At 70.6% G+C, this 23,443-nt stretch carries 21 protein-coding genes and 2 pseudogenes; 9 read left to right on the forward strand and 14 right to left on the reverse strand.

Translation table 11 applies throughout. The annotated features are described in order from the left end of the window. Positions 1-393 precede the first annotated feature (393 nt). From OG897_RS17900 to OG897_RS17930, 7 genes are all read right to left on the reverse strand, one after another. The gene (locus OG897_RS17900) at positions 394-1,821 is read right to left on the reverse strand and encodes an 8-oxoguanine deaminase (protein WP_266657989.1); all 1,428 of its coding nucleotides are present in this window, start codon (positions 1,819-1,821) and stop codon (positions 394-396) included. A gap of 45 nt (positions 1,822-1,866) precedes the next feature. Beyond that, entirely contained in the window at positions 1,867-3,381 is a 1,515-nt protein-coding gene (locus tag OG897_RS17905; RefSeq protein ID WP_266657991.1) for a nucleobase:cation symporter-2 family protein, read from the reverse strand. 104 nt (positions 3,382-3,485) lie between these two features. Beyond that, positions 3,486-4,409, reverse strand: coding sequence for a factor-independent urate hydroxylase (gene pucL, locus OG897_RS17910; protein ID WP_266657993.1), 924 nt, complete (start codon positions 4,407-4,409; stop codon positions 3,486-3,488). Positions 4,410-4,414: 5 nt separating this feature from the next. After that, on the reverse strand, positions 4,415-4,813 hold the full coding sequence (uraH, locus tag OG897_RS17915) for a hydroxyisourate hydrolase (protein WP_266657995.1): 399 nt from the start codon (positions 4,811-4,813) through the stop codon (positions 4,415-4,417). Between the two features lies 1 nt (position 4,814). After that, positions 4,815-5,342: a 2-oxo-4-hydroxy-4-carboxy-5-ureidoimidazoline decarboxylase gene (uraD, locus tag OG897_RS17920; RefSeq protein ID WP_266657997.1), complete on the reverse strand. Its 528-nt coding sequence runs from the start codon at positions 5,340-5,342 to the stop codon at positions 4,815-4,817. Between the two features lie 177 nt (positions 5,343-5,519). Then, entirely contained in the window at positions 5,520-5,897 is a 378-nt protein-coding gene (locus OG897_RS17925) for a helix-turn-helix domain-containing protein (protein ID WP_266657999.1), read from the reverse strand. Further along, a complete protein-coding gene (locus tag OG897_RS17930; RefSeq protein WP_266658001.1) occupies positions 5,894-6,145 on the reverse strand; it encodes a hypothetical protein in 252 nt (83 codons plus the stop codon). Before OG897_RS17930 ends, OG897_RS17925 begins: the two co-directional genes overlap by 4 nt. 125 nt (positions 6,146-6,270) lie before the next feature. Here OG897_RS17930 and OG897_RS17935 point away from each other — a divergent pair, with 125 nt between their 5' ends. The 3 genes from OG897_RS17935 (at position 6,271) to OG897_RS17945 (ending at position 9,821) form a co-directional block, all read left to right on the forward strand. Then, the gene (locus tag OG897_RS17935; RefSeq protein ID WP_266658003.1) at positions 6,271-7,128 is read left to right on the forward strand and encodes a TIM barrel protein; all 858 of its coding nucleotides are present in this window, start codon (positions 6,271-6,273) and stop codon (positions 7,126-7,128) included. Between the two features lie 81 nt (positions 7,129-7,209). Further along, positions 7,210-8,124: a 2-hydroxy-3-oxopropionate reductase gene (locus tag OG897_RS17940; protein WP_266658005.1), complete on the forward strand. Its 915-nt coding sequence runs from the start codon at positions 7,210-7,212 to the stop codon at positions 8,122-8,124. 236 nt (positions 8,125-8,360) lie between these two features. Further along, the gene (locus OG897_RS17945; protein WP_266658007.1) at positions 8,361-9,821 is read left to right on the forward strand and encodes a catalase; all 1,461 of its coding nucleotides are present in this window, start codon (positions 8,361-8,363) and stop codon (positions 9,819-9,821) included. A gap of 355 nt (positions 9,822-10,176) precedes the next feature. Here the strand turns inward: OG897_RS17945 and OG897_RS17950 are convergent, their stop codons facing one another. The 3 genes from OG897_RS17950 to gcl form a co-directional block, all read right to left on the reverse strand. Further along, positions 10,177-11,349, reverse strand: coding sequence for an acyltransferase (locus tag OG897_RS17950; protein ID WP_266660263.1), 1,173 nt, complete (start codon positions 11,347-11,349; stop codon positions 10,177-10,179). A 106-nt stretch (positions 11,350-11,455) separates the two neighbouring features. After that, positions 11,456-12,484, reverse strand: a complete 1,029-nt coding sequence (locus OG897_RS17955) for an alpha/beta hydrolase (RefSeq protein WP_266658009.1) — start codon at positions 12,482-12,484, stop codon at positions 11,456-11,458. 217 nt (positions 12,485-12,701) lie between these two features. Beyond that, a complete protein-coding gene (gcl, locus tag OG897_RS17960) occupies positions 12,702-14,486 on the reverse strand; it encodes a glyoxylate carboligase (RefSeq protein WP_266658011.1) in 1,785 nt (594 codons plus the stop codon). A gap of 350 nt (positions 14,487-14,836) precedes the next feature. Between gcl and OG897_RS17965 the strand changes: the two genes are divergently transcribed. Both OG897_RS17965 and OG897_RS17970 read left to right on the forward strand, forming a co-directional pair. Further along, entirely contained in the window at positions 14,837-15,688 is an 852-nt protein-coding gene (locus OG897_RS17965) for a hypothetical protein (protein ID WP_266658013.1), read from the forward strand. A gap of 72 nt (positions 15,689-15,760) precedes the next feature. Then, on the forward strand, positions 15,761-16,402 hold the full coding sequence (locus OG897_RS17970; protein ID WP_266658015.1) for a GNAT family N-acetyltransferase: 642 nt from the start codon (positions 15,761-15,763) through the stop codon (positions 16,400-16,402). Positions 16,403-16,404: 2 nt separating this feature from the next. Here the strand turns inward: OG897_RS17970 and OG897_RS17975 are convergent. The 3 genes and pseudogenes from OG897_RS17975 to OG897_RS17985 form a co-directional block, all read right to left on the reverse strand. After that, a pseudogene (locus OG897_RS17975) lies at positions 16,405-16,572 on the reverse strand (alpha/beta hydrolase); the annotation flags it as partial. 739 nt (positions 16,573-17,311) lie between these two features. After that, positions 17,312-18,922 carry an AMP-binding protein gene (locus OG897_RS17980; protein WP_266658017.1) on the reverse strand — a complete coding sequence of 537 codons (1,611 nt, stop codon included), beginning with the start codon at positions 18,920-18,922 and terminating at the stop codon, positions 17,312-17,314. Between the two features lies 1 nt (position 18,923). Further along, positions 18,924-20,465, reverse strand: a complete 1,542-nt coding sequence (locus OG897_RS17985; RefSeq protein WP_266658019.1) for an AMP-binding protein — start codon at positions 20,463-20,465, stop codon at positions 18,924-18,926. 92 nt (positions 20,466-20,557) lie between these two features. Here OG897_RS17985 and OG897_RS17990 point away from each other — a divergent pair, with 92 nt between their 5' ends. Both OG897_RS17990 and OG897_RS17995 read left to right on the forward strand, forming a co-directional pair. Next, on the forward strand, positions 20,558-20,776 hold the full coding sequence (locus OG897_RS17990) for a hypothetical protein (RefSeq protein ID WP_266658021.1): 219 nt from the start codon (positions 20,558-20,560) through the stop codon (positions 20,774-20,776). A 13-nt stretch (positions 20,777-20,789) separates the two neighbouring features. Beyond that, positions 20,790-20,957: pseudogene (locus OG897_RS17995) on the forward strand (response regulator transcription factor); the annotation flags it as partial. On the opposite strand, the gene OG897_RS18000 reads toward OG897_RS17995, so the two are convergent. Then, positions 20,957-21,421, reverse strand: a complete 465-nt coding sequence (locus tag OG897_RS18000; protein WP_266658023.1) for an HIT family protein — start codon at positions 21,419-21,421, stop codon at positions 20,957-20,959. The pseudogene OG897_RS17995 and the gene OG897_RS18000 overlap by 1 nt on opposite strands. A 262-nt stretch (positions 21,422-21,683) precedes the next feature. Between OG897_RS18000 and OG897_RS18005 the strand changes: the two genes are divergently transcribed. Both OG897_RS18005 and lysA read left to right on the forward strand, forming a co-directional pair. Next, entirely contained in the window at positions 21,684-22,070 is a 387-nt protein-coding gene (locus tag OG897_RS18005) for an SAV_915 family protein (protein ID WP_266658025.1), read from the forward strand. After that, on the forward strand, positions 22,060-23,412 hold the full coding sequence (lysA, locus tag OG897_RS18010; RefSeq protein WP_266658027.1) for a diaminopimelate decarboxylase: 1,353 nt from the start codon (positions 22,060-22,062) through the stop codon (positions 23,410-23,412). Before OG897_RS18005 ends, lysA begins: the two co-directional genes overlap by 11 nt. The last annotated feature ends 31 nt before the right edge of the window (positions 23,413-23,443 follow it).

The following is a 23,443-nucleotide window of genomic DNA, read 5'->3' on the forward strand; positions in this document are numbered from 1 at the left end:
GGAAGGGGTGGTGCTCTCCTCGGCGGTGCCGTCCGTCGTGGAGCCTTGCGCGGTGAACCTGGGCGTCTTGGCCACAGCGTCCTCCTGTCGTTTTCCAGTGCCGTTGTTGGCACGTGCTTCAGGGAGGTGGTGCGTATGTGCAAGGTGCTGGTGGTGCTCAGGGGGGTGCGGAAGGTGCTGCTGTTGCGTGCCGTTCGCCCGGTTGCGCCGGACCGCCCCGGGGGCGTGTCCCCTGTGGGGTCACGCCTCCGGGAACGGCTCCTGAGCAGCCCGCTCGGCTGCTCAGTTCCGGCCGGGAGCCGTCCCTCCCGGCCGGAATTCTCAAGTCCCCTTGTGTTCAAGGGGTTTCGCTCCCCTGTGCGGGGGGGGGTCGGTGGTACGAGGTGATCGGCGTCAGCGCGGCTGCGCGGCGACCCGCGCCAGGCGCTGCGCCTCGTCCCGCGCACTGCGGGCGATGGCTTCCTCGTCCACCGTGGTCAGGTGGTTGTCCTCGACGACGGGTTCGCCGTTGATCAGGGACAGGGTGACCGGCGCCGCCGCGCCGAAGACGATGGCGGTGACCGGGTCGGCGATGGTGGAGTGGCCGAGGCCGTCGATCCTCCACATCACCAGGTCCGCGAGCTTCCCGGCTTCGAGCGAGCCGATCTCCGCCGCGCGGCCCAGGACTTGGGCGCCTCCGTAGGTGCCGAGGCGCAGGGCCTGGCGGGCATTGAGGGCCCGCTCGCGGTGCTCGGCACTGAGGCGGTTGATGAGGAGCGCGTTGCGCAGCTCGGTGTGGAGTTCGCCGGACTCGTTGGAGGCCGTGCCGTCGACGCCGAGGCCGACGGGTACGCCCGCCCGGAGCAGGTCGGGGACCCGGGCGATGCCTGCGGCGAGGCGGGCGTTGGAGGAGGGGCAGTGCGCGACGCCGGTTCCCGTACGGGCGAAGGCGGCGATGTCGGAGTCGTTCATGTGGACGCAGTGGGCCATCCACACGTCGCTGCCGAGCCAGCCCGTCGACTCGAAGTAGTCGGTGGGGCCCATGCCGAACAGCTCGTGGCAGAACTTCTCCTCCTCCACCGTCTCGCTGCCGTGGGTGTGCAGTCGGACGCCCTTGCGGCGGGCCAACTCCGCGCCCTGGCGCATGAGTTCGGTGGAAACGGAGAAGGGCGAGCAGGGTGCGACGGCGACCTGGGTCATGGAGTCGAAGGACGCGTCGTGGTGCTGGTCGACCGTGGCCTCGGTGGCGGCGAGCGCGCCCTCTGTCGTCTCGATCGCGAAGTCCGGCGGCAGACCCCCGTCGGATTCGCCCCGGTCCATGGAGCCCCGCGCGAGGGTGAAACGTACGCCCATGTTCTTCGCCGCACCGATGATCGCCGAGGAGAGGTCGCCGGAGCCGCGGGGGAAGACGTAGTGGTGGTCCATGGCGGTGGTGACGCCGCCGCGGACCATCATCGCCAGGGAGCCCCGGGCCGCCGCCGTCACCATCTGCTCGTCGATCCGCGCCCAGGTGGGGTAGAGCGCGGTGAGCCAGTCGAAGAGGTTGTGGTCGGTGGCCAGGCCCCGGGTGATCCACTGGTAGAAGTGGTGGTGCGTGTTGATCAGGCCGGGAGTGACGAGGTGGCCGGTGCCGTCGATGCGGCGGACCACGCCCGTGAGGTCTGCGGGCGCCGTGCCCGATCCGATGGACTCGATCCGGTTGCCCGCGACGACGACGTGTCCCGACGCGTATTCCGTGTCGTTGGCGTCGACGGTCGCGATCGCGCAGTTCTCGATGACGATGCGGGAGACGTCGTTCCGTGAGCTGTCCGTGCGCGAAGCTTTTGCTGCCGGTGCTGCCATGGGGCTGCTTCCTTTACCTCTGTGACGATCGGGCACGGCAGGACCCTAGGAGGATTTGAGTGCCACGGTCGCCGCTGGAGTGCGACGGCCCTGGGTGCCGAGGTGGTGGAAGAAGAGATTGAGCAGGACCGCGACGAGTGCCCCGGCGCTGATGCCGGAGCCCAGGACGGTCTGTGCCCAGGCGGGGAAGTCCGCGTAGAAGGTGGGTGCCGCGAGCGGGATGATGCCCGCGCCGAGTGCCACCGCCACGAGGATGATGTTCGAGCTGTCGTCGAGTCCGGCTTCGGAGAGGGTACGGATGCCGCTGACGGCGATCGAGCCGAAGAGGACGATCCCGGCGCCGCCGAGTACGGGCATCGGCACCATGGAGACGACCGCGCCGAGTACCGGGAACGCGCCGAGGAAGAGCAGCGCACCACCGGCGACGGCGACGACGTACCGGCTGCGTACGCGGGTCAGGGTGACGACGCCGACGTTCTGCGCGAAGGCGCTGGTCGGGAAACCGCCGAAGACGGGGCCGACGAGCGTGGCGATGCCGTCGGTGCGCAGGCCGCGGGTGATGGTCCTGCCGTCGCAGTCGCGTTCGCAGATCTTGCCGAGGGCGAGCATCCCGGCCGAGGACTCGGTCATCAGGACCAGCATCACGATGCACAGCGAGAGGATCGCGGCGGGCTGGAACTCGGGGGCGCCGAAGGCGAAGGGAGTGGGCAGGGCGGCGATCGGGGCGTCTTTGAGGCCGCTGAAGTCGGCGAGCCCGAAGGGGACGGCCGCGAGCGTGCCGATCAACATGCCGAGCAGCAGGGCGACTTGCTTGACGAAGCCGGTGCCGAAGCGCTGGATCATCAGGATCACGACGAGCGTGAAGGCGGCGAGCGCCAGGTACTTCATGTCGCCGAAGTCGGCGGCGTCCTTGTTGCCGCCCTGCGCCCAGGCGACGGGCACGGGCATCAGCGTCACGCCGATGAGCGTGATCACGACGCCGGTGACGAGCGGCGGGAAGAAGCGCAGGAGCTTGCCGAAGAAGGGTCCGACGGCGAGACAGAAGACACCGGCGACCATCACCGCGCCGTAGATGGCCGGGAGTTGGTGGCCGGGGGCGCTGGTCTCCGCGATGGCGAGCATCGGGGCGATACCGGCGGAGGAGGCGGCGTTGACGAAGGGGAGCCGGTTTCCGGCGAACCTGGCCACGCCGATCGTCTGGAGGATCGTGGCGAGGCCCGCGATCAGCAGGCTGGCGGCGATCAGCCGGGTCATCCCGGCGGCGTCCAGGCCGACGGCCTGGCCGATGATGAGCGGAGGGGTGACGACGCCCGCGTACATGGCGGCGATGTGCTGGAGCGCGGCGGGGACGAGCCGCTTGGCGGGGAGCTTCTCGTCCACCGGGTGCACGGGATCGAGGAGATCGACCGGCTTTCCGAGGGACGTCGAGTCGGCGTCAGCGGCGGACTCGTCCTGCTGGGCAGGCTCGGGCGTCTGGGCAGGCTCGGGCGTCCGGGCAGGCTCGGGCGTCTGGGCAGAACACGGGCCTTCTGCTGCCGGCCCCTTTGCTGGCTGTGCCATGAATGTTCGTTCCCTCCGGTCCGAGGCGCCGTCCCCCGCCTGGCGGGGCTGGGGGACGGCGCGGCCGTGACCGCGTCAGAGGTGGCCGGTGAGGACCGACCGCGTCAGAGGTTGGTCATGTCGACCGGGATCTGCGGCTCGACTCCGTCCCGCAGGATGGTCGCCTCAATGAGGCCGTACGGGCGGTCGGCGGCGAAATAGACCTCGTTGTCGTTCTTCAGACCGAACGGTTCGAGGTCGACCAGGAAGTGGTGGTTGTTGGGCAGCGAGAAGCGGATCTCGTCGATCTCGCTCCGGCTGTTGATGACCCGCGAACCCATTTGGTACAGCGTCTGCTGGAGGGAGAGCGAGTACGTCTCGGCGAACGCCTGGAGGATGTGCTTCTTGGCCTGCTCGTACGACTTCTCCCAGTTGGGCATCCGGTCGTCGTCGCTGGTCCAGTTGTAGCGCCAGGCGGCGGAGACGTCGGTGCACAGGATGCGGTCGTACGCCTCCTTCAGCGTCGTGTACTTGTCCTTGACGTAACCCCAGAACTCCGAGTTGGTGGAGTTCATGACGGTGAGGTCCTTGAGGCCGGATATGACCTCCCAGTTCGTTCCGTCGAAGGTGATCTGGGTGGTGCGCAGCTCCTGGCCCTTGCGGGCGAAGGAGTGGTTGACCTCGTCGGACCCGATGAACTTCGAGTTGTTGTCCGAGGTCGCGATGCGCTCCCAGGAGTACTCCTCGATCCGGATGCGCGCCTTCTTGATCGGCTCCTGCGTCGTCACGAAGTGACGGGCGAGGTGGATGCCGAACTGCTCGGCGGACTCGATGCCGAATTCCTTGGCGAACGCGTACACCGTGTTCTTGGTGGTGTCGGTCGGCAGGACGTTGGCGTTCGAGCCGGAGTAGTGGACGTCGTCCATGTCGCCGGAGAGGGCGACCGAGACGTTCAGGTCCTTGATGTGGTGGGTGTCGCCGTCCCGCGTGATCTTGACGACGCGGTTCTCTGCTTTGCCGTACTGGTTCTGGCCGAGAATGGTGGGCATCAGTGCTAGCTCCCTCGGTATACGGAGTAGCCGAACGGGTTGAGCAGCAGCGGTACGTGGAAGTGTTCGCCCGGTACGACGGCGAAGGTGATCGCCACTTCCGGGAAGAACGCGCCGCTGTCCCTTACGCGGGGGGCGTCCTGCTGAGCCTCGGCTTCGGTCTTGCTCTTGCTTACGAAGTAGGTCTCGGTCTCGAAGTCGAGCCGGACGTGGGTCGTTCCCTCCGGCAGGGCCGGGAGGTCCTTGCAGCGCCCGTCCGCGTCGGTCTTCGAACCGCCGAGCGTCACCCAGTCGGCGTCAGCGCCGCTGCGGGCGGTGAGCGTGATGGCGACGCCCTCGGCGGGGCGGCCGATGCTGGTGTCCAGGATGTGCGTGGACACCGAGGCGGTGGTTGCGGTACTCATCTCAGTTCTCTTCTCCTGAATCCGCGGGGGATTCCACGAGGCGGGTCAGCCGGATGCGGTTGATCTTGCCCAGTTCGGTGCGGACGATTTCCCGCTCCGTCTCGGGCGAGTTGCCGCTCCGCTCACGCACCGCGTCGCGCATCTGCTCTCCGGTGGCGCCGGTCGCACAGATCAGGAAGACATGTCCGAACTTCTCCTGGTACGCCAGGTTCAGTTCGAGCATCTCCGCCTTGAGTTCCTCGGAGGCTCCGGCCATGCCCCGCTGCTCGCGGGAGGAGGTCGGGTCTCCGGGCTTCGGGCGACCGATCGGCGGGTGTCCCGCCATTGCCTCGGACAGGTCCTCGGCGGTGAGTTCCGCGAGCGCGGCGTCACTGGCGAGAAACAGTTCTTCGGCGGAGGCGTACGGGCGCTGAGCGGTGAGCTTGCTCCCCCACGCCGAGCTGGCACACACCTCGTGGAGTTCGGCCTGGGCCGCGCTCTCGGAGAGGGTGTTGAACCGGGTGAGGCCCGGTGTCTGGACCGAAGTCACGGGAGCCTCCGTGGCCTTGTGCTGGACGGGCTGCGCATAGCTAACGCCCTCAACAACTGGACGTCAACAGTTTGTTGAAAGTTCGCGAAGACAAAAGCCGCCGCCCCCCGGCGGGGACGGCGGCGACTAAAAATGATCGATCAAACGAGGCCCGGGATGGGGCCACGGGAGGGTCAACTAGTCCCCCTTGGGGGTGTTTTCCCTGTTGAGGTAGTTGTAAATGGTGAAGCGCGAGACACCGAGCGCCCCCGCCACCGTCTCCACACCGTGCCGCACGGAAAACGCACCGCGCGCCTCCAGGGTCCGTACGACCGCCTGCTTGGCCTTGCGGTCCAGCTCGGCCAGCGGCATGCCGTGCCTCCGTTCCAGCGCCGCGAGGATGCGGTCGAGGGAGTCCGAGAGCTGGGGCAGCCGTACGGCGATGACGTCCTCGCCCTCCCAGGCGAGCAGTACGTCGTCCTGGCCCGCGAGGCCCGGCTCCAGCAACTCGGCCCCCATCGCGTCGACGAGCGGTTTGACCGCCGTGACCAGTGGGTGGTCCCCGGGTTCCGTCACTGCTCGCCCTCCCCGATCACATTGACCTGCAACGAGACGCGGGTGGCCCCGGCGGCGAGGGACGTGCGCAGCAGCGCGTCCACGGCGGTGAGCACGGCGTCGGCACCGCCCTCCGCCGTATTGCCGAAGGGGCCCACGTCGACGGCGTCCAGCTCGGCCACCTGGATCACCTCACGGGCCGCCACCGCATGCGGCGGCGCCTCGTCGAGATCGAAGGGCTCGGTCGTGAACTCCACTCTCAATCGCACGCGCACAACCTACTGCGACGAGCGCGAAATCCGGGAGCCCCTCTTGACAAGTGCTCGGGACCGGCTGCAACCTTCCATCAAGCAGAAAACAACTTCCGCAATACGGAAGGAGCGCCGGAAACCTCATGGCCCGCTCTTCAGAAGTCGCCGCCTCGGACCACCGCTTCGATGTGAACCTCTCGATCCTCTTCACGGAACTCCCGCTCCTGGAGCGCCCGGCGGCCGCCGCCGAGGCAGGCTTCACGGCGGTCGAGCTGTGGTGGCCCTGGATCGAGACCCCGACCCCCGACCAGTCGGAGCTCGACGCCCTCAAGAAGGCGCTCGACGACGCCGGCACCCAGCTCGTGGGCCTGAACTTCTACGCCGGGCAGCTGCCCGGCCCGGACCGGGGTGCGCTCTCCGTACCCGGCGAGGAGTCGGACCGCTTCCGCGCCAACATCGAGGTGGCCGCGGACTTCGCCGCCTCGGTCGGCTGCACGGCGCTCAACGCGCTCTACGGCAATCGCGTCGAGGGCGTGGACGCCCAGATCCAGGACACCCTGGCGCTGGAGAACCTCGTCCTGGCCGCCCGCGCCGCCGACCGCGTCGGCGCGATCCTCCTGATCGAGGCCCTCAACAAGCCGGAGTCGCCGCTCTACCCGCTGGTGAGCGCGCCCTCCGCGATCGAGGTCGTCGACAAGGTGAACAGGGCGACGGGGCTCGGCAACGCCAAGTTCCTCCTCGACCTCTACCACCTGTCGATGAACGGCGAGAACCTCGACGAGGTGATCGACGCGTACGCCGACAAGACCGGCCACGTGCAGATCGCCGACAACCCGGGCCGAGGCGCGCCGGGCACCGGCGACCTCGACCTCGGCGCCCTCCTGGACCGCCTGAAGAAGGCCGGCTACGAGGGCTGGGTCGGCCTGGAGTACAAGCCGGGCGACCGGCCGAGCGCGGAGTCCTTCGACTGGCTCGACCGGTCGGCCCGCGCCGCCACGTAGCGCCCCGACGCGTCGGACGTAAGCCCCGACGATGCGTCAACTGAACTTCTTGACACGGTTTTTCAGAGAGGCAGTACCCTCATGAGCACCCTTGCTGACAGCTCCCGCCCGACCCGCCCCGCGATCGGTTTCATCGGCCTCGGCATCATGGGCTCCCCCATGTCCGAGAACCTGCTGAAGGCCGGTTACGACGTCACCGGGTTCACCCTGGAGCAGGCGAAGATCGACCGCCTGGTCGCCTCGGGCGGCAAGGGCGCGTCCTCGATCGCCGAGGCCGTCAAGGACGCCGACGTCATCATCACGATGGTGCCCGCCTCCCCCCAGGTCGAGGCCATCGCCTATGGCGAGGACGGCATCCTGGAGAACGCCAAGTCCGGCGCGCTGCTGATCGACATGTCCTCGATCACCCCGCAGACGTCGGTCGACCTGGCGAAGGCCGCCGCCGAGAAGGGCCTGCGCGTCCTGGACGCCCCGGTGTCCGGCGGCGAGGCCGGTGCGATCGAGGCCGTGCTGTCCATTATGGTCGGCGGCGAGCAGGCGGACTTCGACTCAGCCAAGCCGATCCTTGAGGCCCTCGGCAAGACCATCGTGCTGTGCGGTCCGCACGGTTCGGGCCAGACGGTGAAGGCCGCCAACCAGCTCATCGTGGCGGTCAACATCCAGGCGTGCGCCGAGGCCGTGGTCTTCCTGGAGAAGTCCGGCGTGGACCTGGCCGCCGCCCTGGACGTCCTCAACGGCGGCCTGGCCGGTTCGACCGTGCTGACCCGCAAGAAGGACAACTTCCTCAACCGCGACTTCGCGCCCGGTTTCCGGATCGACCTGCACCACAAGGACATGGGCATCGTCACCGACGCCGCCCGCAATGTCGGTGCGGCGCTCCCCGTCGGCGCGGTCGTCGCCCAGCTGGTCGCCTCGCTGCGCGCCCAGGGCGACGGCGGTCTGGACCACTCTGCCCTGCTGCGCGCCGTCGAGCGCCTGTCCGGCCAGCAGGTCTGATCCCTCGGGCCTAACGGCCTGACCTGCGGCTTCTTGATTGTTCCTTCCTTGAAGCCGCCCCCAAACTCCGGGCTGCGGCAGCGCTGACACCTGTCCTGTCGCGCCCAGGCGCTGCCGCGGCCCGGGTCTCACACGTGCTCCACTCTTAAATTCAACAAACTGTTGACGCCGCGTTCTCCGCGTACTTACGCTCCTCACGCCGCCAGCAGATCCCGCAGGAAGGTCCCAAGGTCACCATGTCGAAGCGTGTGCTCACGACCGAGTCAGGCGCCCCGGTCGCCGACAACCAGAATTCCGCCTCCGCCGGTGTCGGTGGCCCTCTCCTCCTCCAGGACCAGCACCTGCTGGAGAAGCTCGCCCGATTCAACCGTGAGCGCATCCCGGAGCGTGTCGTGCACGCCCGAGGTTCCGGTGCGTACGGCTACTTCGAGGTCACCGACGACGTCACCGGCTTCACCCGCGCGGACTTCCTCTCCGAGGTCGGCAAGCGGACCGAGACGTTCATCCGCTTCTCCACCGTCGCGGACAACCTCGGTGGCGCGGACGCGGTCCGCGACCCGCGCGGTTTCGCGCTGAAGTTCTACACCGAAGAGGGCAACTACGACCTCGTCGGCAACAACACCCCGGTGTTCTTCATCAAGGACCCGATCAAGTTCCCCGACTTCATCCACTCGCAGAAGCGCGACCCCTTCACGGGCAAGCAGGAGCCGGACAACGTCTGGGACTTCTGGGCGTACGCCCCCGAGGCCACGCACCAGATCACCTGGCTGATGGGCGACCGGGGCATCCCCGCCTCGTACCGTCACATGAACGGCTACGGCTCGCACACCTACCAGTGGACGAACGCCGAGGGCGAGGCGTTCTTCGTCAAGTACCACTTCAAGACGAACCAGGGCATCCGCTCGCTGTCGTCGGACCAGGCCGCGGAGATCGCGGGCAAGGACGCCAACTCGCACCAGACGGACCTGCTCCAGGCCATCGAGCGCGGCGTCAACCCGTCCTGGACCCTCTACGTCCAGATCATGCCCGCCGCCGAGGCCGCGGACTACCGCTTCAACCCCTTCGACGTCACGAAGGTGTGGCCGCACGCGGACTACCCGCTCCAGCGCGTGGGACGGCTGGTCCTCGACCGCAACCCGGACAACGTCTTCGCCGAGGTCGAGCAGGCCGCGTTCTCGCCGAACAACTTCGTCCCCGGCATCACGGCCTCCCCGGACAAGATGCTCCAGGGCCGCATGTTCGCCTACGCGGACGCGCACCGCTACCGTCTGGGCGTCAATCACACCCAGCTGCCGGTGAACGCGCCGAAGAACGCGCCCGCCGACAACTACGGCCGCGACGGCTCCTACGCCACCCGCTACGGCACGCGCCACGACAAGAACTACGAGCCCAACTCGTACGACGGTCCCGCCCAGACGGACGCCCCGCTGGGCGCCCCGGCCGAGCTCTCCGGCTGGACCGGCACCTACACCGCCGCCCAGCACGTCAAGGACGACCACTTCTTCCAGGCCGGTGAGCTGTACCGCCTGATGTCGTCCGACGAGCAGGCCCGCCTGATCGCCAACATCGCCGGTGGCCTCTCGCAGGTCTCCCGCGACGACGTGATCGAGAAGAACCTCGCGCACTTCCACGCGGCCGACCCGGAGTACGGCAAGCGCGTCGAAGAGGCTGTGCGCAGCCTGCGCGACGACAAGTAACTCACAGACAGCGGAACGGGCCTGACGGGAGGTCAGGCCCCGCCCGCCGTCCGTGCCGTCGGCCCGAATGAGGGGTGGCCGGCGGTACGGACACGAACGAGGCCCGCGGTGGAGGGTGAGCCAGTGCGGTGGTGAAGGCCGACGGTCTCTCCCTCTTGACCTGAGAGAGGGAGCGCGCGTCGGCTCATCGCCCCCACCGCGGCCTCCTTCGCATGACGCTTCCGCGCATGACGCTTCCGCGCTTGCTGAACCAGGGCGCGGAGTACGGACGGTCCCGTACTCCGCGCCCTTCGGCGTGCTCCGGGGTGGTTCGGGTTCCCCTGGGCCGAGGGCCACGTCGCTGCGGGGGGCCGCTCTACGCACGGTGCTCCACCGATGTCCGCCCAGGTGCGCCCTGCTGTACGACGCGGCCGCCTCCGATGCGCCGCTGCTCGTACGTCCGGTACGCCGCCCAGCACACCAGCAGCGCGCACGCGAACACCGGCAGCCAGCCGATCCGGGCGAGCACCCAGCCCGGCCCCTCCGGCGCGGTGTGCAGCCCGGCGAGCGGGCGGCCCGCGAGCAGGCCGAGTGCGGTGACGGCGATCATCGCGGTCTGGTGCCAGAGGAAGACGGTCATCACGGAGAGGTTCAGCAGGGCGACACCCGCCCAGGCCAGGGGCCTGCGCAGGAGCCTGCGGAGCGGTTCGAGGAGCAGGAGCGCCGCACCGCACTGGGCGAGGCCGAAGCAGACGGCGGCGAGGGTGGGCGGGTTGAGGTTGGAGACGGCGGCACCCGGGACGCCGACCATGGAGGCCGGGTAGCCCGCGAAGAGGACCAGTGCGGCGGTGGCGAGCACGCCGCAGGGCAGCAGGACGAGTCCGGTCGTACGGGGGCGGAGCCCGCCACGCGCCCACAGTGCGCCCAGACAGTACGGGACCAGCCAGCCCGCGCCGATGGTGAGCAGGCCGAGCGCTTCGGGCCCGCCGAGGCCGAACCGGATCAGGTCGACGTGCAGGACGACGGCGAGCGGCCACAGCGGGTGCAGCTTCGCGACGAGCGGGGTGGCGGCGGTGAGCGCGGCGAAGACCAGCAGGAACCAGAGCGGCGAGAGCACCAGCTTCAGGAGGGTGGTCACGGTGTCGACGCGGACCCCGGCGGCGAGCATCGCAACACAGACGCAGGCCCAGGTGGCGAGCAGGGCGGCGACCGGGCGGAAGAGCCGGAGCATGCGGGCGGCGGCCCAGTCCCGGTAGCGGACGCCCTTGGCACAGGCGACGGCGTACCCCTTGGCGGCGACGTACCCGCCGACCAGGAAGAAGACGGACAGGGTCTGGAACACCCAGGAGATGGCGGCCAGTTGGGGCATAGTGACCAGCGGGCTCGTGCCGTGGACGGTGCCGGTGTCGGCGACGAGCGCGGTGACCAGCCAGTGGCCGATGACGACGCCGAGTACGGCCAGCGCGCGCAGCGCGTCGACGGTGCGGTCGCGGCCGGGCGGGGTGGCGGCGTCGACGCGGTGGGCGAGGGCGGCCGCGCGCGGGAGGATTCCGCGGGTGGAGGCTGCGGGGCGCGGAACGACTCCGGGGGCCGAAGCCGCAGAGCGCGGGGCGACCCCGTGGGCCGAAGCCTCAGCACGCGGAAGGGGCCGACGCTCACGCACGGCCGGTCACCGCGCCCCCCGGAACGACGGCACCGGTGACGATGTCCGCGAGGTGGGCCAGGGACGCGGAGCCGGGGCTCAGATAGCCGCTGTGGTCGCTGTCGCCCGCGTCGAAGGGGTGCGCGCCGAACTCCGGAGCGGCCGGGTCCGCACCGAAGCCGACGGTGGCGACGCCGAGGTCGAGCGAGACGTGCGGAACGCCGCCGATCCAGTCGGCGCTTCCCCGGCCCGCCCAGACGGTGGCGCGGCCGCCGAGGTCGGAGGCTCGTTCGGCACCGGTGCCGACGCCCGGGCTGCCGAAGAGGACGAGGTTCGTGGCACCCAGGTCAGGGGCGGCCCATGTGCAGACGACGGCCCCGTAGGAGTGGCAGAGGTAGGAGGCCGGGACTCCGGGCCGCAAGGCGGTCAACTCGGCCGAGAACGCCGCGAGTTCGCGCGCCGCACCGTGGGCAAGGCCCGCGGTGAGGGCGTCGGTGCTGACCGTGGCGGGAGTGCGGTAGCCGACCCAGGCGACGACCGCGGTACGGGGCCCGGCCTCCCGCAGCAGTGCTTCGGCGGAGTTCCGCAGCCGGTCGTAGTGGTCGACGGAGGTGTCCGCGCCAGGCACCAGGACGGCGATCCGGTCGGCCCGTGCGAGGTCGCCGAACACCTCGACGCTGCGCCCTCCGTCACGCCCGTCGAAGGAGTAGAACTGCCTCGCAGGGTCGGCCAGTTGACGCAGAGCGGCGGCCCGCTTGAGGGAGCCGTGGGCCTCGGCGGCGTCCGCCGCGGCGCGGATGCCGTCGCGCCGGGCGGCGTACCGCTGCGCGAGGTCGGCCGAGGTGGCGGCACTCAGCGGGCCCAGCCGCGCCGGGGCGGGTGCGGGGATCTCCGTGGCCCCGGCCGCGCCGGACACCGGAAGGGCGACGGAGGCGGCGACGAGTGCGGCGAGGAGACCACGGCGCAGACGGTCGCGGTGCAGACGGTCGCGGTGCGCACGGTCCCGGCGCGGGGTTCGGATGGTGCGGCGACGCGACGTCATGGCGGGTGGTCCTTCCGTACCGGTGGCAACTGCTGCCACCGGTAGCGAATTTATGGATCACCGCCCGTCGTCTGCGTCCCCCAGGAGGTGGCACCTGCCGCGTACCTCTCAGGTAGGACGAGGTGTACGCGGCACCGGGCACCCGACGGGTGCACGCCCGAGGGGGCCGGTCGCCGCAGCACGGCGTCCGCCCCCCTCGTACACGTCAATCCAGGTGCTACTGACCCACGAACGGCCGCACGGCGGTCGGCGCGTGGCCGGGCTCGGTCACGATGTCCTCCCACTCGTTGACGGCGTCGATGCCCGCACCGCTCATCGAGATGTTGGTGATCCGCTCCAGGATCGCCTCGACGACGACCGGGACACGGAACTCGGCGGCCAGCTTCTTGGCCTCCTCGAAGGCGGGGAGGAGCTGGTCGGGCTCGGTGACGCGGATGGCCTTGCAGCCGAGGCCCTCGACGACCTTCACGTGGTCGACGCCGTAGACGCCCAGCTCCGGCGAGTTGATGTTCTCGAACTCCAGGTTGACCTGGAAGTTGATGTCCAGGTTCCGCTGGGCCTGGCGGATCAGGCCCAGGTAGGAGTTGTTCACGAGGACGTGGACGTACGGGATGTTGTGCTGCGCGCCGACCGCCAGCTCCTCCAGCATGAACTGGAAGTCGTAGTCGCCGGAGAGGGCGACGACCTGGCCCTCGGGGTCGGCGGTGGCGACGCCGAGCGCGGCCGGGATGGTCCAGCCGAGCGGGCCCGCCTGGCCGCAGTTGATCCAGTGGCGCGGCTTGTAGACGTGCAGCATCTGCGCGCCCGCGATCTGGGAGAGGCCGATGGTGGTGACGTACCGGGTCTCGGGGCCGAAGGCGCGGTTCATCTCCTCGTACACGCGCTGCGGCTTCAGCGGCACGTTGTCGAAGTGCGTACGGCGCTGGAGCTTGGCCTTGCGGTCCTGGGTGGACGCGGCCCACGCGCTGCGGTCGGGCAGCTTGCCCGCGGCCTTGAGCTCCTTCGCCACCTCGACGAAGAGCTCCAGGGCGGCCTTGGCGTCCGAGGCGATCCCGTAGTCCGGGGCGAAGATCTTGCCGAGCTGGGTCGGCTCGATGTCGACGTGGACGAACGTGCGGCCCTCGGTGTAGACGGCCAGGTCGCCGGTGTGGCGGTTGGCCCAGCGGTTGCCGATGCCCAGGACGAAGTCGGACTCCAGGAAGTTCGCGTTGCCGTAGCGGTGCGAGGTCTGGAGGCCGACCATGCCCGCGTTCAGCTCGTGGTCGTCGGGCAGGATGCCCCAGCCCATGAGGGTCGGGATGACGGGGGTACCCGTCAACTCGGCGAATTCCACGAGGAGTTCGGAAGCGTCGGCATTGATGATGCCGCCACCGGCGACGATCAGCGGGCGCGCCGATTCGAGGAACAGGCCGATCGCCTTCTCGACCTGGGCGCGGGACGCGGTCGGCTTGTAGACCGGCAGCGGCTGGTACGTCTCGGGGTCGAACTCGATCTCGGTGAGCTGCACGTCGATCGGCAGGTCGATGAGGACCGGACCGGGACGGCCCGAGCGCATCAGGTGGAAGGCTTCCTGGAAGACGCCCGGGACCTGTGCGGCCTCCAGGACCGTGGTGGCCTTCTTGGTGACCGGCTTGGCGATCGACGCGATGTCGACGGCCTGGAAGTCCTCCTTGTGGAGCTTCGCGACCGGGGCCTGACCGGTGATGCACAGGATCGGGATCGAGTCCGCGATGGCCGAGTAGAGCCCGGTGATCATGTCGGTGCCCGCGGGTCCCGACGTACCGATGCAGACGCCGATGTTCCCGGCGCCGCTGCGGGTGTAGCCCTCCGCCATGTGGGACGCGCCCTCGACGTGGCGAGCCAGCGTGTGCTTGATCCCGCCGCCGACCTGGAGGGCCTTGTAGAAGGGGTTGATCGCCGCGCCGGGCACGCCGAACGCGTGGCTGACACCTTCGCGCTTGAGGATCTCAACAGCCGCGAGGGCGGCGGTCATACGGGGCATCGGGTCACTCCTGTGCTTCAGGCCGGGTTTCCGTAATGCGGAATAACTGTTCTGCTATGTGGAAGCAACATAGGATGCCGAGGTGTCGTCGTCAAGGGAGGAGTCCACGGATCGGGAGCCCGGCGCGTGGAGGTCCGCACAAAGAGGTGCACAGGGGGCCGGGAGGGCGGCGCGGAGAGGTCCACGGATCGAAACGCCGACAGAAAAGACGTGAAGTGCCTGCCAAGGCTTCACAGTTGGTGTGACCATGGAATGACACAGCGCATCAGTCGTTCATGTGTTCCCGCGTTCACACCCGGTCGCGCGCTGCCGGACGTGTCCGCCGGACGAGACGTCCCGGAGGTCGCCCCATGGGAAGCAGCGTGCCGGTGCGGTGCCCCGCCTGCCGCCGTGACCACGCGTACGAACCGCCCGTCTTCCCCTGTGCGTGCGGCGCGCCGCTGGCCCCGCCGCTCCAGCGCGGCGCGCCGGCGCAGCCCATCACGCACCGCACCTGGACGGACTCCTGGGTGACGGTCCGCTGCCCGTCCTGCGGGCGCAACGACCAGTGGCCGCAACCGGAGCTGGGCTGCGGCTGCGGCGCGGTGCTGCGGATACCGGTCCACCCGGTCCGCCCGGAGGAGACCCCTTCCCGTGCGGACGCACCGTCGCGTTCCAGCGAAGCCCTGTCCCGTGCGGACGACGGCTCGTCCCATACGGACGACGGCTCGCCCCGTACAGACGACGGCTCGTCCCGTACGGACGAAGCCCCGTCCCGCGCGGAGGACTCCGGCGGCCTCGACCTCGTACGGGAGCGCTCCCGCACGCCCCGCCCGCCCTTCCGCCCCCTCACCATCCGCACCGCCCGGGACGCCGTCACCGCCGCCGCGCTCTACCTCAAGTGGCTCGGCTTCCGGGGCATCCTCCAGTCCCCCGAACACCCCGCTTCGGGCATCGACCTGCGCGCCCCCGGCCTGGTCGCCCAGGTCGACCCGCGCACGCAGCCGTCCACGCTGCGCGACGTGGAGTGCCTGTGGCTGCACGGGCTGAACGCGTCGGCGGTCCCGGTCTTCTTCTCCCTCACGGGTTACGAGCCCGAGGCCCGCGCCCGTGCCGAGGAACTGGGCGTTCCGCTGTTCGTCCTGGACCTCACCGGCACCCCGAAACCCGCCACCCGCGCCGCCGACGCGCTGGTAGGCAGCAGTACGGGAACGGGCGGCTAGGGACGGGCGCGGGCCGGGGCGCGAAAACGCGCGACCCGGCCCACTTGCCCCCACCCGCGCGATACTCGACTCATGTCAGCAATTCGCCCCCGGCCGCAGACCCGGCCCGTGCCCGTCGGGGCGCACCCCGCCATCCGGCTCGCCCTGGCCGACGAGCTGCCCCTCCTCCAGGACATCGAACGGGCGGCCGGTGAGCCGTTCCGGGAGCTCGGCATGACGGAGGTCGCGGACGACGAACCGCCGCCGCTCGACCTGCTCGCCGCGTACCAACTCCAAGGACACGCCTGGGTGTTCACGGACCCGGCGGACCTTCCGGCCGCGTACCTCATCTGGCAGGAGGTGGACGGGGCGGCGCACATCGACCAGGTGTCGGTGCACCCGCGCCTCGCCCGCCGGGGAGCGGGCCGGGCCCTCATCGAGCGCCTGGACCGGGAGTCCGGCTACGGGGCGCTGACCCTGACCACCTTCGCGCAGGTCCCGTGGAACGCGCCGTACTACGCCCGCCTGGGTTTCCGTACCCTCGATGGCGGCGAACTCACCCTCGGCCTGCGGGAGATCGTCGCCGAGGAGGCGTCGATGGGCCTCGACCGCTGGCCGAGGGTGTGCATGCGCCGCGAGGCGTCCGTCCGTACCGTCGGTCAGGGCTTCGGCACGGCCGGTTCCACGGCGGGGCAGGAACTGCCCCGGGGCGGCACGGTGCGCGAGATCAGGTAGTCGTCCACCCCGCTGTCGCCCGGCCCGCCGGGGCCGAACACGAGGGACCCGACCCGGGCGCCGGGGCCGGTCCCTCTGCGGCGGGCGACCGCGAGGCCGAAGGTCCCGCCGTCCGGCCGGGCCCAGTCCACCGGAACCCGGAGGCTTCCGCACTCGGCGGTACCGTCCTTGCCGCAGGGCTCCCAGTCGATGCGCTGCACCGGGTACGGGGGCGTGGTGGCGGCGGTGGCGGTCCGTAGGGTGACTGCTGCCGACGCCTCCACGCCCAGGTGCTCGCGAGTGCGGTGGCACCGACGAGGTGGGTCCGCCATGGGGGCGGCGGGGGTCCGACTCGGCCGGTATGCGTGGGGTTCGTGTGCACGGTGACGTCTCCTCAGGTCGGTGGGACCTGGATCGTGACCCGCGGAACCGGCCCACCGGAATCCGGCAGACCCCGGACCGCGCCCGTAAGGGATCTACTCAACTTCCGCGTGCTGCAAGGGCGTTGGGCCTAGTAGCCCTTGAGCGGCACTTCCGCCGAGCCCCCTTGGGTGCCGCCTTCCCTCGTCCCCTTGGGCGGCGGGGCTCGCCTCGTCCCCTTGGGCGGCGGGGCTCGCCTCGCCTCCTTGGGCGGCGGGGCTTCCGCCTCGCCTCCTTGGGCGGCGGGGCCGCCCCCCGGGGGCGGAACGGGCGGGCAAGGGGGCGGCACCCCTCGCTCCGGGCCCACCCCGGAGCCGCCCGCCGTTACCTCGCCCCACGGGTGCGCCGCACCCCGGTGCGCCTGCGGCGGGCCGCCCCAGACCCACCCCTTCACCTAAAGCGCTCGCCGCGCGGCAGTCCCGCAACCGTGCGAGTACGTCGTGGCTGGGCGCGCAGTTCCCCGCGCCCCTAACAGGGCGCGCCCCGACCGCCCCCTCCGAAGGGGTCCGGTCAAGCCCCGTACCGCTCCCTCAGCTCCACCTTCCGGACCTTTCCGCTCACCGTCATCGGGAAGGACTCCAGCACCTCCACCCTCCTCGGCACCTTGTAGTGCGCGAGCCTGCCCTCGCAGTACGCGGCGAGTTCGTCCCGCGTCGGCGGGTCGGCGGGGTCGCGCGGGACGACGCAGGCCAGGATCTCCTCGCCGTAGCGTTCGTCGGGGACGCCGACCACCTGGACGTCGGCGATCTTCGGGTGGGAGTAGAGGAACTCCTCGATCTCGCGGGGGTACACGTTCTCGCCACCCCGGATGATCATGTCCTTGATCCGGCCGACGATCTGGAGGTAGCCGTCCTCGCGCATCGTGGCGAGGTCGCCCGTGTGCATCCATCGGCCGGAGTCGACGACTTCGGCGGTGCGGTCGGGCTCGTCCCAGTAGCCGAGCATCACGCTGTAGCCGCGCGTGCAGAGTTCGCCGGAGGCGCCGCGCTCCACGGTCGTACCCGTGGCCGGGTCGACGACCTTGACCTCCAGGTGCGGCAGGACCCGGCCGACGGTGCCGGTGCGGCGTTCCAGGTCGTCGTCGCGGCGGGTCTGGGTGGAGACCGGCGAGGTCTCGGTCATCCCGTAACAGATGGACACCTCCGCCATGTGCATCTCGGCGACGACCCGCTTCATGACCTCCACCGGGCAGGGAGATCCGGCCATGATCCCGGTGCGGAGGGTGGAGAGGTCGTACGAGGCGAAGTCGGGGAGGTTGAGCTCCGCGATGAACATGGTGGGGACGCCGTAGAGGGAGGTGCAGCGTTCGTCCTGGACCGCGCGCAGGGTCGCGGCGGGGTCGAAGGAGGGGGCCGGAATGACCGTGCACGCGCCGTGCGAGGTGGCGGCGAGGTTGCCCATCACCATGCCGAAGCAGTGATAGAAGGGCACGGGCAGGCAGATGCGGTCATGTTCGTCGTAGCCGAGGCTCTCGCCGACGAAGTAGCCGTTGTTGAGGATGTTGTGGTGGGAGAGGGTGGCGCCCTTCGCGAAGCCGGTCGTGCCCGACGTGTACTGGATGTTGATGGGGTCGTCGCAGGTCAACTCGGCTGCGCGGTAGTCAAGTTGCTTGGGTGTGGCGAGTTCGGCGGTGAGGGCGTCCCAGCTGGGGTCGCCGATGTGGTGGACCGAGCGCAGGGTGGGGCAGCGGTCGGCGGCCTCCTCGGCGAGGGCGCGGTAGTCGCTGGCCTTGTGGGTGAGGGAGGCGACGAGGACGGACACCCCGGCCTGGTTGAGGACGTACGCCAACTCGTGTGAGCGGTAGGCAGGGTTGATGTTGACCAGGATCGCCCCGATGCGCGCGGTGGCGTACTGGAGGAGGGTCCACTCCGGGCAGTTGACCGCCCAAATGCCGACGCGGTCACCCTTGGCAACGCCCCGCGCGAGTAGCCCGCGCGCCAACTCGTCCACGCCCGAGCCTAGTTGTGCGTACGTCCAGCGTCTGCCCGACGGCACGTCGACGAGCGCCTCGCGCTCCGGGAAGTCCGCCACCGCGCGCAGGAGGTTGTCGCCGATGGTGTCGCCGAGGAGGGGCGTCGTGCCGGTGCCGTGCACGTACGAGAGAAGTCGCTGCTGGGGCATGTCAGTTGACCTCACGTTCGAGGCCCGACCAGTAGGGCTCGCGCAGCTTGAACTTCTGGATCTTCCCGGTCGCGGTGCGCGGGATCTCCGCCCGGAACTCGACCGAGGTGGGGGCCTTGTAGCCGCCGATCCGCTCCTTGCAGTGGGCGATGATGTCGGTCTCGTCGGCGCTCACGCCCTCCGCGAGGACGACGAGGGCCTTGATGGTCTCGCCCCACTTCTCGTGCGGGACGCCGATGACGGCGACCTCGGCGACCGCCGGGTGGCTGAAGATGGTGTCCTCGACCTCGATGGAGGAGACGTTCTCGCCGCCGGTGATGATGACGTCCTTCTTGCGGTCCGAGATCGTGAGGTGGCCGTCGCTCTTGTCGAGGAATCCGCCGTCCCCGGTGTGGAACCAGCCGTCCTCCAGGGCCTCCGCAGTCTCCTCGGGCTTCTCCCAGTACGCGTCGAGCACGACGTTGGAGCGGGCCAACACCTCACCGGAGTCCGCCACTTGGATCTTCACGCCGAGGGCGGGGACACCGGCCCTGGACAGCTTGCGGGCACGCTCCTCGGCGGGGAGTGCGTCGTCGGCGGGCTGGGTGCGGTTGAAGGTGAGGAGCGGGGAGGTCTCGGTCAGACCGTAGATCTGAGTGAACTCCCAGCCCAGTTCGTCACCCATGCGCTGAATGGTGCGGGTGGGCGGCGGGGCCCCCGCGCACACGACGCGCACCCGGTCACGGCCGGGGATCTCGCCGTCCCAGGTGGCGGCGGCGTCCAGGACCGCGTTCCACACGGCGGGCGCACCGCACATCAGGGTGACGCCGTGCTCGTCGACCCGGCGCAGGATCTCCGCGCCGTCGACCTTGCGCAGGACGACCTGCTTGGCCCCGAGACCCGCCATGACGAAGGGCATCCCCCATCCGTTGCAGTGGAACATCGGCAGGGTGTGCAGGTAGACGTCGCGCTCCCAGGCCCGGGTGTGCAGGCCGAAGGTGAGTCCGTTCACCCAGATGTTGCGGTGGGTGAGCTGAACTCCCTTGGGGCGCGCGGTGGTTCCCGAGGTGTAGTTGATGGTCGCGGTGGCGTTCTCGTCGGGCTTCGACCAGGGCCTCGGCTCGACTCCGTACCGCATGAGTTCCTTGTCGGTCTGCTCACCGAGTACGAAACGGTGCCGGGCCCGCACCCCGGCCAGGGCCTCGTCGAGTTCGGGGTCGACGAGCAGCACCCGCGCGCCGCTCTGGCGGACCATGTAGGCGATCTCCTCGGGCTTCAGCCGGAAGTTGATCGGCACGCAGATCCGGCCGCTCATGGGGACGGCGAACAACAGCTCCAGCAGCCGGGCCGAGTTGTGGCTGACGACGGCGATCCGCTCGCCCTCGCCGACGCCGAGCGCGTCGAACCCGGCCTGCCAGGCGCGCACCCGCTCGCCGAGTCGGCCGTACGTGGTGGCGGGAACGGGCGGTGCGGGCTGTAGGGGCTCGTCGATCACGCCGGGGCTGGAGGCGAACCCCAGCTCGGCGCGGTCGAGGAAGTCGGAGATGGTCATCGGCGTCCGCATCGTGCTCTCCCTGTGTCGACCATGGTCGCTAACATCCTGTGGCAGTGGCCTGGATCTCACTACCCCCGGACGGGGGTGGAAAGGGAGCGCACGTGTGGAACGTTTCCGGCAGGTCCGGGGCGGGTCTGCCGCAGGCGGCGGCCCCCGGCCCGGGAGGGCTCGCTCCGGCCTCGGGAGCGCACGCCGTCGAACTGCGGGCGGCGCTGGTGCGGCTGCGCCGGGTCACCGGCGTCCCGGTCGCGTTCGGCGGGCTGCTCACCGGACCCACCGAGACCGCGTGGATGGGGTCTCCCCTGCTCGAACGAAGTTGAGAGCTTGGGGAAAGACGTGCTGGCGTGCGTGGCGTCGGGGGCGACGAACGCGGGGGCGGGCGAGCGGCTGGGCCTGCGGCCGGAGACGGCGAAGGGGTATCTGCGGTCGGCCATGCGGAAGTTGGGGGTACAGGCGAGGCTGGAGGCGGTGGTGGCGGCACGACGCGCGGGGCTCCTCCCCTACCCATCGCCCCGGAGCACCCCGGCGATCCGCCGGGCCAGGTCATCGGCCTCCTCCGGGCTGACCCACTCCTCCTCGGGGTGCCCCAGATAGCCGAACACGGCCGGACCGCGCCGGTCCTCGGGCTGATCCGGCATGCGCGCCACCACGTGGAAGTGGACGTGCCCGAAGCCCTCCGCCTCCGCGAACTGGACGACGTACGACTTCGCACACCCGGTGACGGCGCGCAACGCCCGCGACAGCCGTACCTGCCACAGTCCGAGGGTGGCGGCTTCGGCGTCGGTGAGGTCGTGGACGGCGGTGACGTGCCGCCGGGGGAGGAGAACGAGCCAGCCGGGCAGCGCGGAGTTGAAGGCGTGCACGACGCGCCAGTGGTCGTCGTGCGCGACGCATTCGCGCGGCGGAAGCCCGGGGAACCGGGCCTCTTGGGTGCAGGGGTAACAGTCGCTGTCCGCAGTCGGCATGGGCGCGACCCTAGGGATCACGGGGTAAGGCCCCCGTATGCCCCGGGTGCCGCCCGGTGGTGCGGGTTCGCCTGCGGCGGGCCACCCCGACCCCGCCGAAGGCGGCCTGAACCCCAGCCGGCCACCCCACCCGGCCCCGTCAGCACCGCATCAAGTTCCGCCCCCGCCCAATCAACACCACGTCAGGACGCCCCTCTCCCCGCCCCACCCCGCCTAACGTCGCCATGGCGAACCCGCACACACCACCCCCCGAGGAGCCCCCGTGGACGACCTCCACTCCCCCACCGACGCGGACCCCGACGAACCCGACCGGCGGCGGCCGCAGCCACAGCACGACACCACCGCCCTCTACGTCCCGGTCCGTCTCGGATCCGCCGGCGGACGCCACCTCCGCTTCCTGCGGACCCCGCTCGGCCACCGCACCGCCGTCGGCTTCACCTCTCCCGCCCGCCTCGGCAGCGTCCTCGGCCCGCACCAGCCCTGGGTCCGCCTCGGTGAGCCCGCCCTGCGCGCGCTCGCCGCACCCCTCGGCGTGACGGTCCTCACCGTCGATCCCCAACTCAGCGCCCCGGCAGCGCAGTCGGCCCCGCGCCCGCCGCTCCCCGCCCCCTGGTTCGCCGTGACAGGAATCCACAGCCATGTCGACTGAGACCGAGACCACCGCGCCCGGTACGGCGGCCACCCCCGCCCTCCTCGCCGGAGCCCCCGTCTGGCCCGCATCCGCCACCGCCGCGCCCGGCGGGCACCTCACCGTCGCGGGCGTGTCCCTCACCGAGCTCGCCGACCGCTTCGGCACGCCCGTCTACGTACTGGACGAGCAAGAGGTACGGGACCGCGCGCGGGCCTGGCGGCGGGCCCTGCCGGACGCCGACGTCGTGTACGCGGCGAAGGCGTTCCTGTGCCGTGCCGTCGTGGACTGGGTCCGCGAGGAGGGGCTCGGGCTCGACGTCTGCTCGGCCGGGGAGCTGGAACTCGCGGTGACCCGCGGCTTCGACCCCGACCGCATCGTGCTGCACGGCAACGCCAAGTCCCCGCAGGACCTGCGGACCGCGCTCCGTTTCGGCGTGGGCCGGATCGTCATCGACTCGGACTGCGAGATCGCCCGGCTGGCCGCCCAGGTGGAGGGGCCGAGCCCGCAGCAGGTCATGGTGCGGGTGCTGCCGGGCATCGAGGCCGGGGCGCACAAGAAGATCCGTACCGGGGCCGAGGGTCAGAAGTTCGGCCTGTCGATCGCGTCGGGCGACGCCGAGGCGGCCGTGGCCCGCATCCTCGGCCAGCCGCGCCTTCAACTCACGGGACTGCACTGCCACTTGGGCTCGCAGATCACCGACCCCGAGCCGTACGGAGCGGCAGTCCGCCGCCTGATCGCCTTCCTGGCGCGGCTGCGCGAGCGCTTCGGCGTCACCCTGCCCGAACTGGACCTCGGCGGCGGGTTCGCGGTCGCGTACCGGCCGGGCGACCAGGCCCCCGCACCCGCCTCGTACGCACGGAGCATCACGCGCCAACTCGCCTCTTCCTGCGCCGAGTTCGACTACCCGACGCCCCGGCTGACCGTCGAGCCCGGCCGCTCGCTGCTGGCCCCTGCCGGTGTCGCCCTGTACCGCGTGCTGTCCGTGAAGCGGTCCGCTGGCCACGTCTTCGTCGCCGTCGACGGCGGCATGGGCGACAACCCGCGCCCCGCCCTGTACGGCGCCCGCTACACGGTCCGTCTCGTCGGCCGCCCCCAGGCCGCTCCGATGCGTACGACGACGGTGGTCGGCAGGCACTGCGAGGCGGGGGACATCCTGGCGGAGGACGTGGAGCTGCCGTCCGACCTCCGCCCCGGCGACGTGCTCGCGGTGCCCGCGTCCGGCGCGTACCACCTGTCGATGGCGTCGGGCTACAACCTGGTCGGCCGACCGCCGGTGGTGGCGGTGCGGGAGGGGCAAGCGCGGCTGCTGGTACGGCGCGAGACCTTCGACGACACCCGGAGGAGGGACGTGGGCCTGTAGCCGGGCCCCGCACCCCGGCCTCCACTCCCGG

The organism is Streptomyces sp. NBC_00237 (assembly GCF_026342435.1).
Classification (GTDB): domain Bacteria; phylum Actinomycetota; class Actinomycetes; order Streptomycetales; family Streptomycetaceae; genus Streptomyces.

Excerpts from the sequence above, each read along its gene's own strand:
- OG897_RS17900 (WP_266657989.1), bottom strand. The coding sequence starts at position 1,821 with ATGGCAGCACCGGCAGCAAAAGCTTCGCGCACGGACAGCTCACGGAAC.
- OG897_RS17905 (WP_266657991.1), bottom strand. The coding sequence starts at position 3,381 with ATGGCACAGCCAGCAAAGGGGCCGGCAGCAGAAGGCCCGTGTTCTGCC.
- pucL (WP_266657993.1), bottom strand. The coding sequence starts at position 4,409 with ATGCCCACCATTCTCGGCCAGAACCAGTACGGCAAAGCAGAGAACCGC.
- uraH (WP_266657995.1), bottom strand. The coding sequence starts at position 4,813 with ATGAGTACCGCAACCACCGCCTCGGTGTCCACGCACATCCTGGACACC.
- OG897_RS17935 (WP_266658003.1), top strand. The coding sequence starts at position 6,271 with ATGGCCCGCTCTTCAGAAGTCGCCGCCTCGGACCACCGCTTCGATGTG.
- OG897_RS17940 (WP_266658005.1), top strand. The coding sequence starts at position 7,210 with ATGAGCACCCTTGCTGACAGCTCCCGCCCGACCCGCCCCGCGATCGGT.
- OG897_RS17945 (WP_266658007.1), top strand. The coding sequence starts at position 8,361 with ATGTCGAAGCGTGTGCTCACGACCGAGTCAGGCGCCCCGGTCGCCGAC.
- OG897_RS17955 (WP_266658009.1), bottom strand. The coding sequence starts at position 12,484 with ATGACGTCGCGTCGCCGCACCATCCGAACCCCGCGCCGGGACCGTGCG.
- gcl (WP_266658011.1), bottom strand. The coding sequence starts at position 14,486 with ATGCCCCGTATGACCGCCGCCCTCGCGGCTGTTGAGATCCTCAAGCGC.
- OG897_RS17965 (WP_266658013.1), top strand. The coding sequence starts at position 14,837 with ATGGGAAGCAGCGTGCCGGTGCGGTGCCCCGCCTGCCGCCGTGACCAC.
- OG897_RS17970 (WP_266658015.1), top strand. The coding sequence starts at position 15,761 with ATGTCAGCAATTCGCCCCCGGCCGCAGACCCGGCCCGTGCCCGTCGGG.
- OG897_RS17980 (WP_266658017.1), bottom strand. The coding sequence starts at position 18,922 with ATGCCCCAGCAGCGACTTCTCTCGTACGTGCACGGCACCGGCACGACG.
- OG897_RS17985 (WP_266658019.1), bottom strand. The coding sequence starts at position 20,465 with ATGCGGACGCCGATGACCATCTCCGACTTCCTCGACCGCGCCGAGCTG.
- OG897_RS18000 (WP_266658023.1), bottom strand. The coding sequence starts at position 21,421 with ATGCCGACTGCGGACAGCGACTGTTACCCCTGCACCCAAGAGGCCCGG.
- lysA (WP_266658027.1), top strand. The coding sequence starts at position 22,060 with ATGTCGACTGAGACCGAGACCACCGCGCCCGGTACGGCGGCCACCCCC.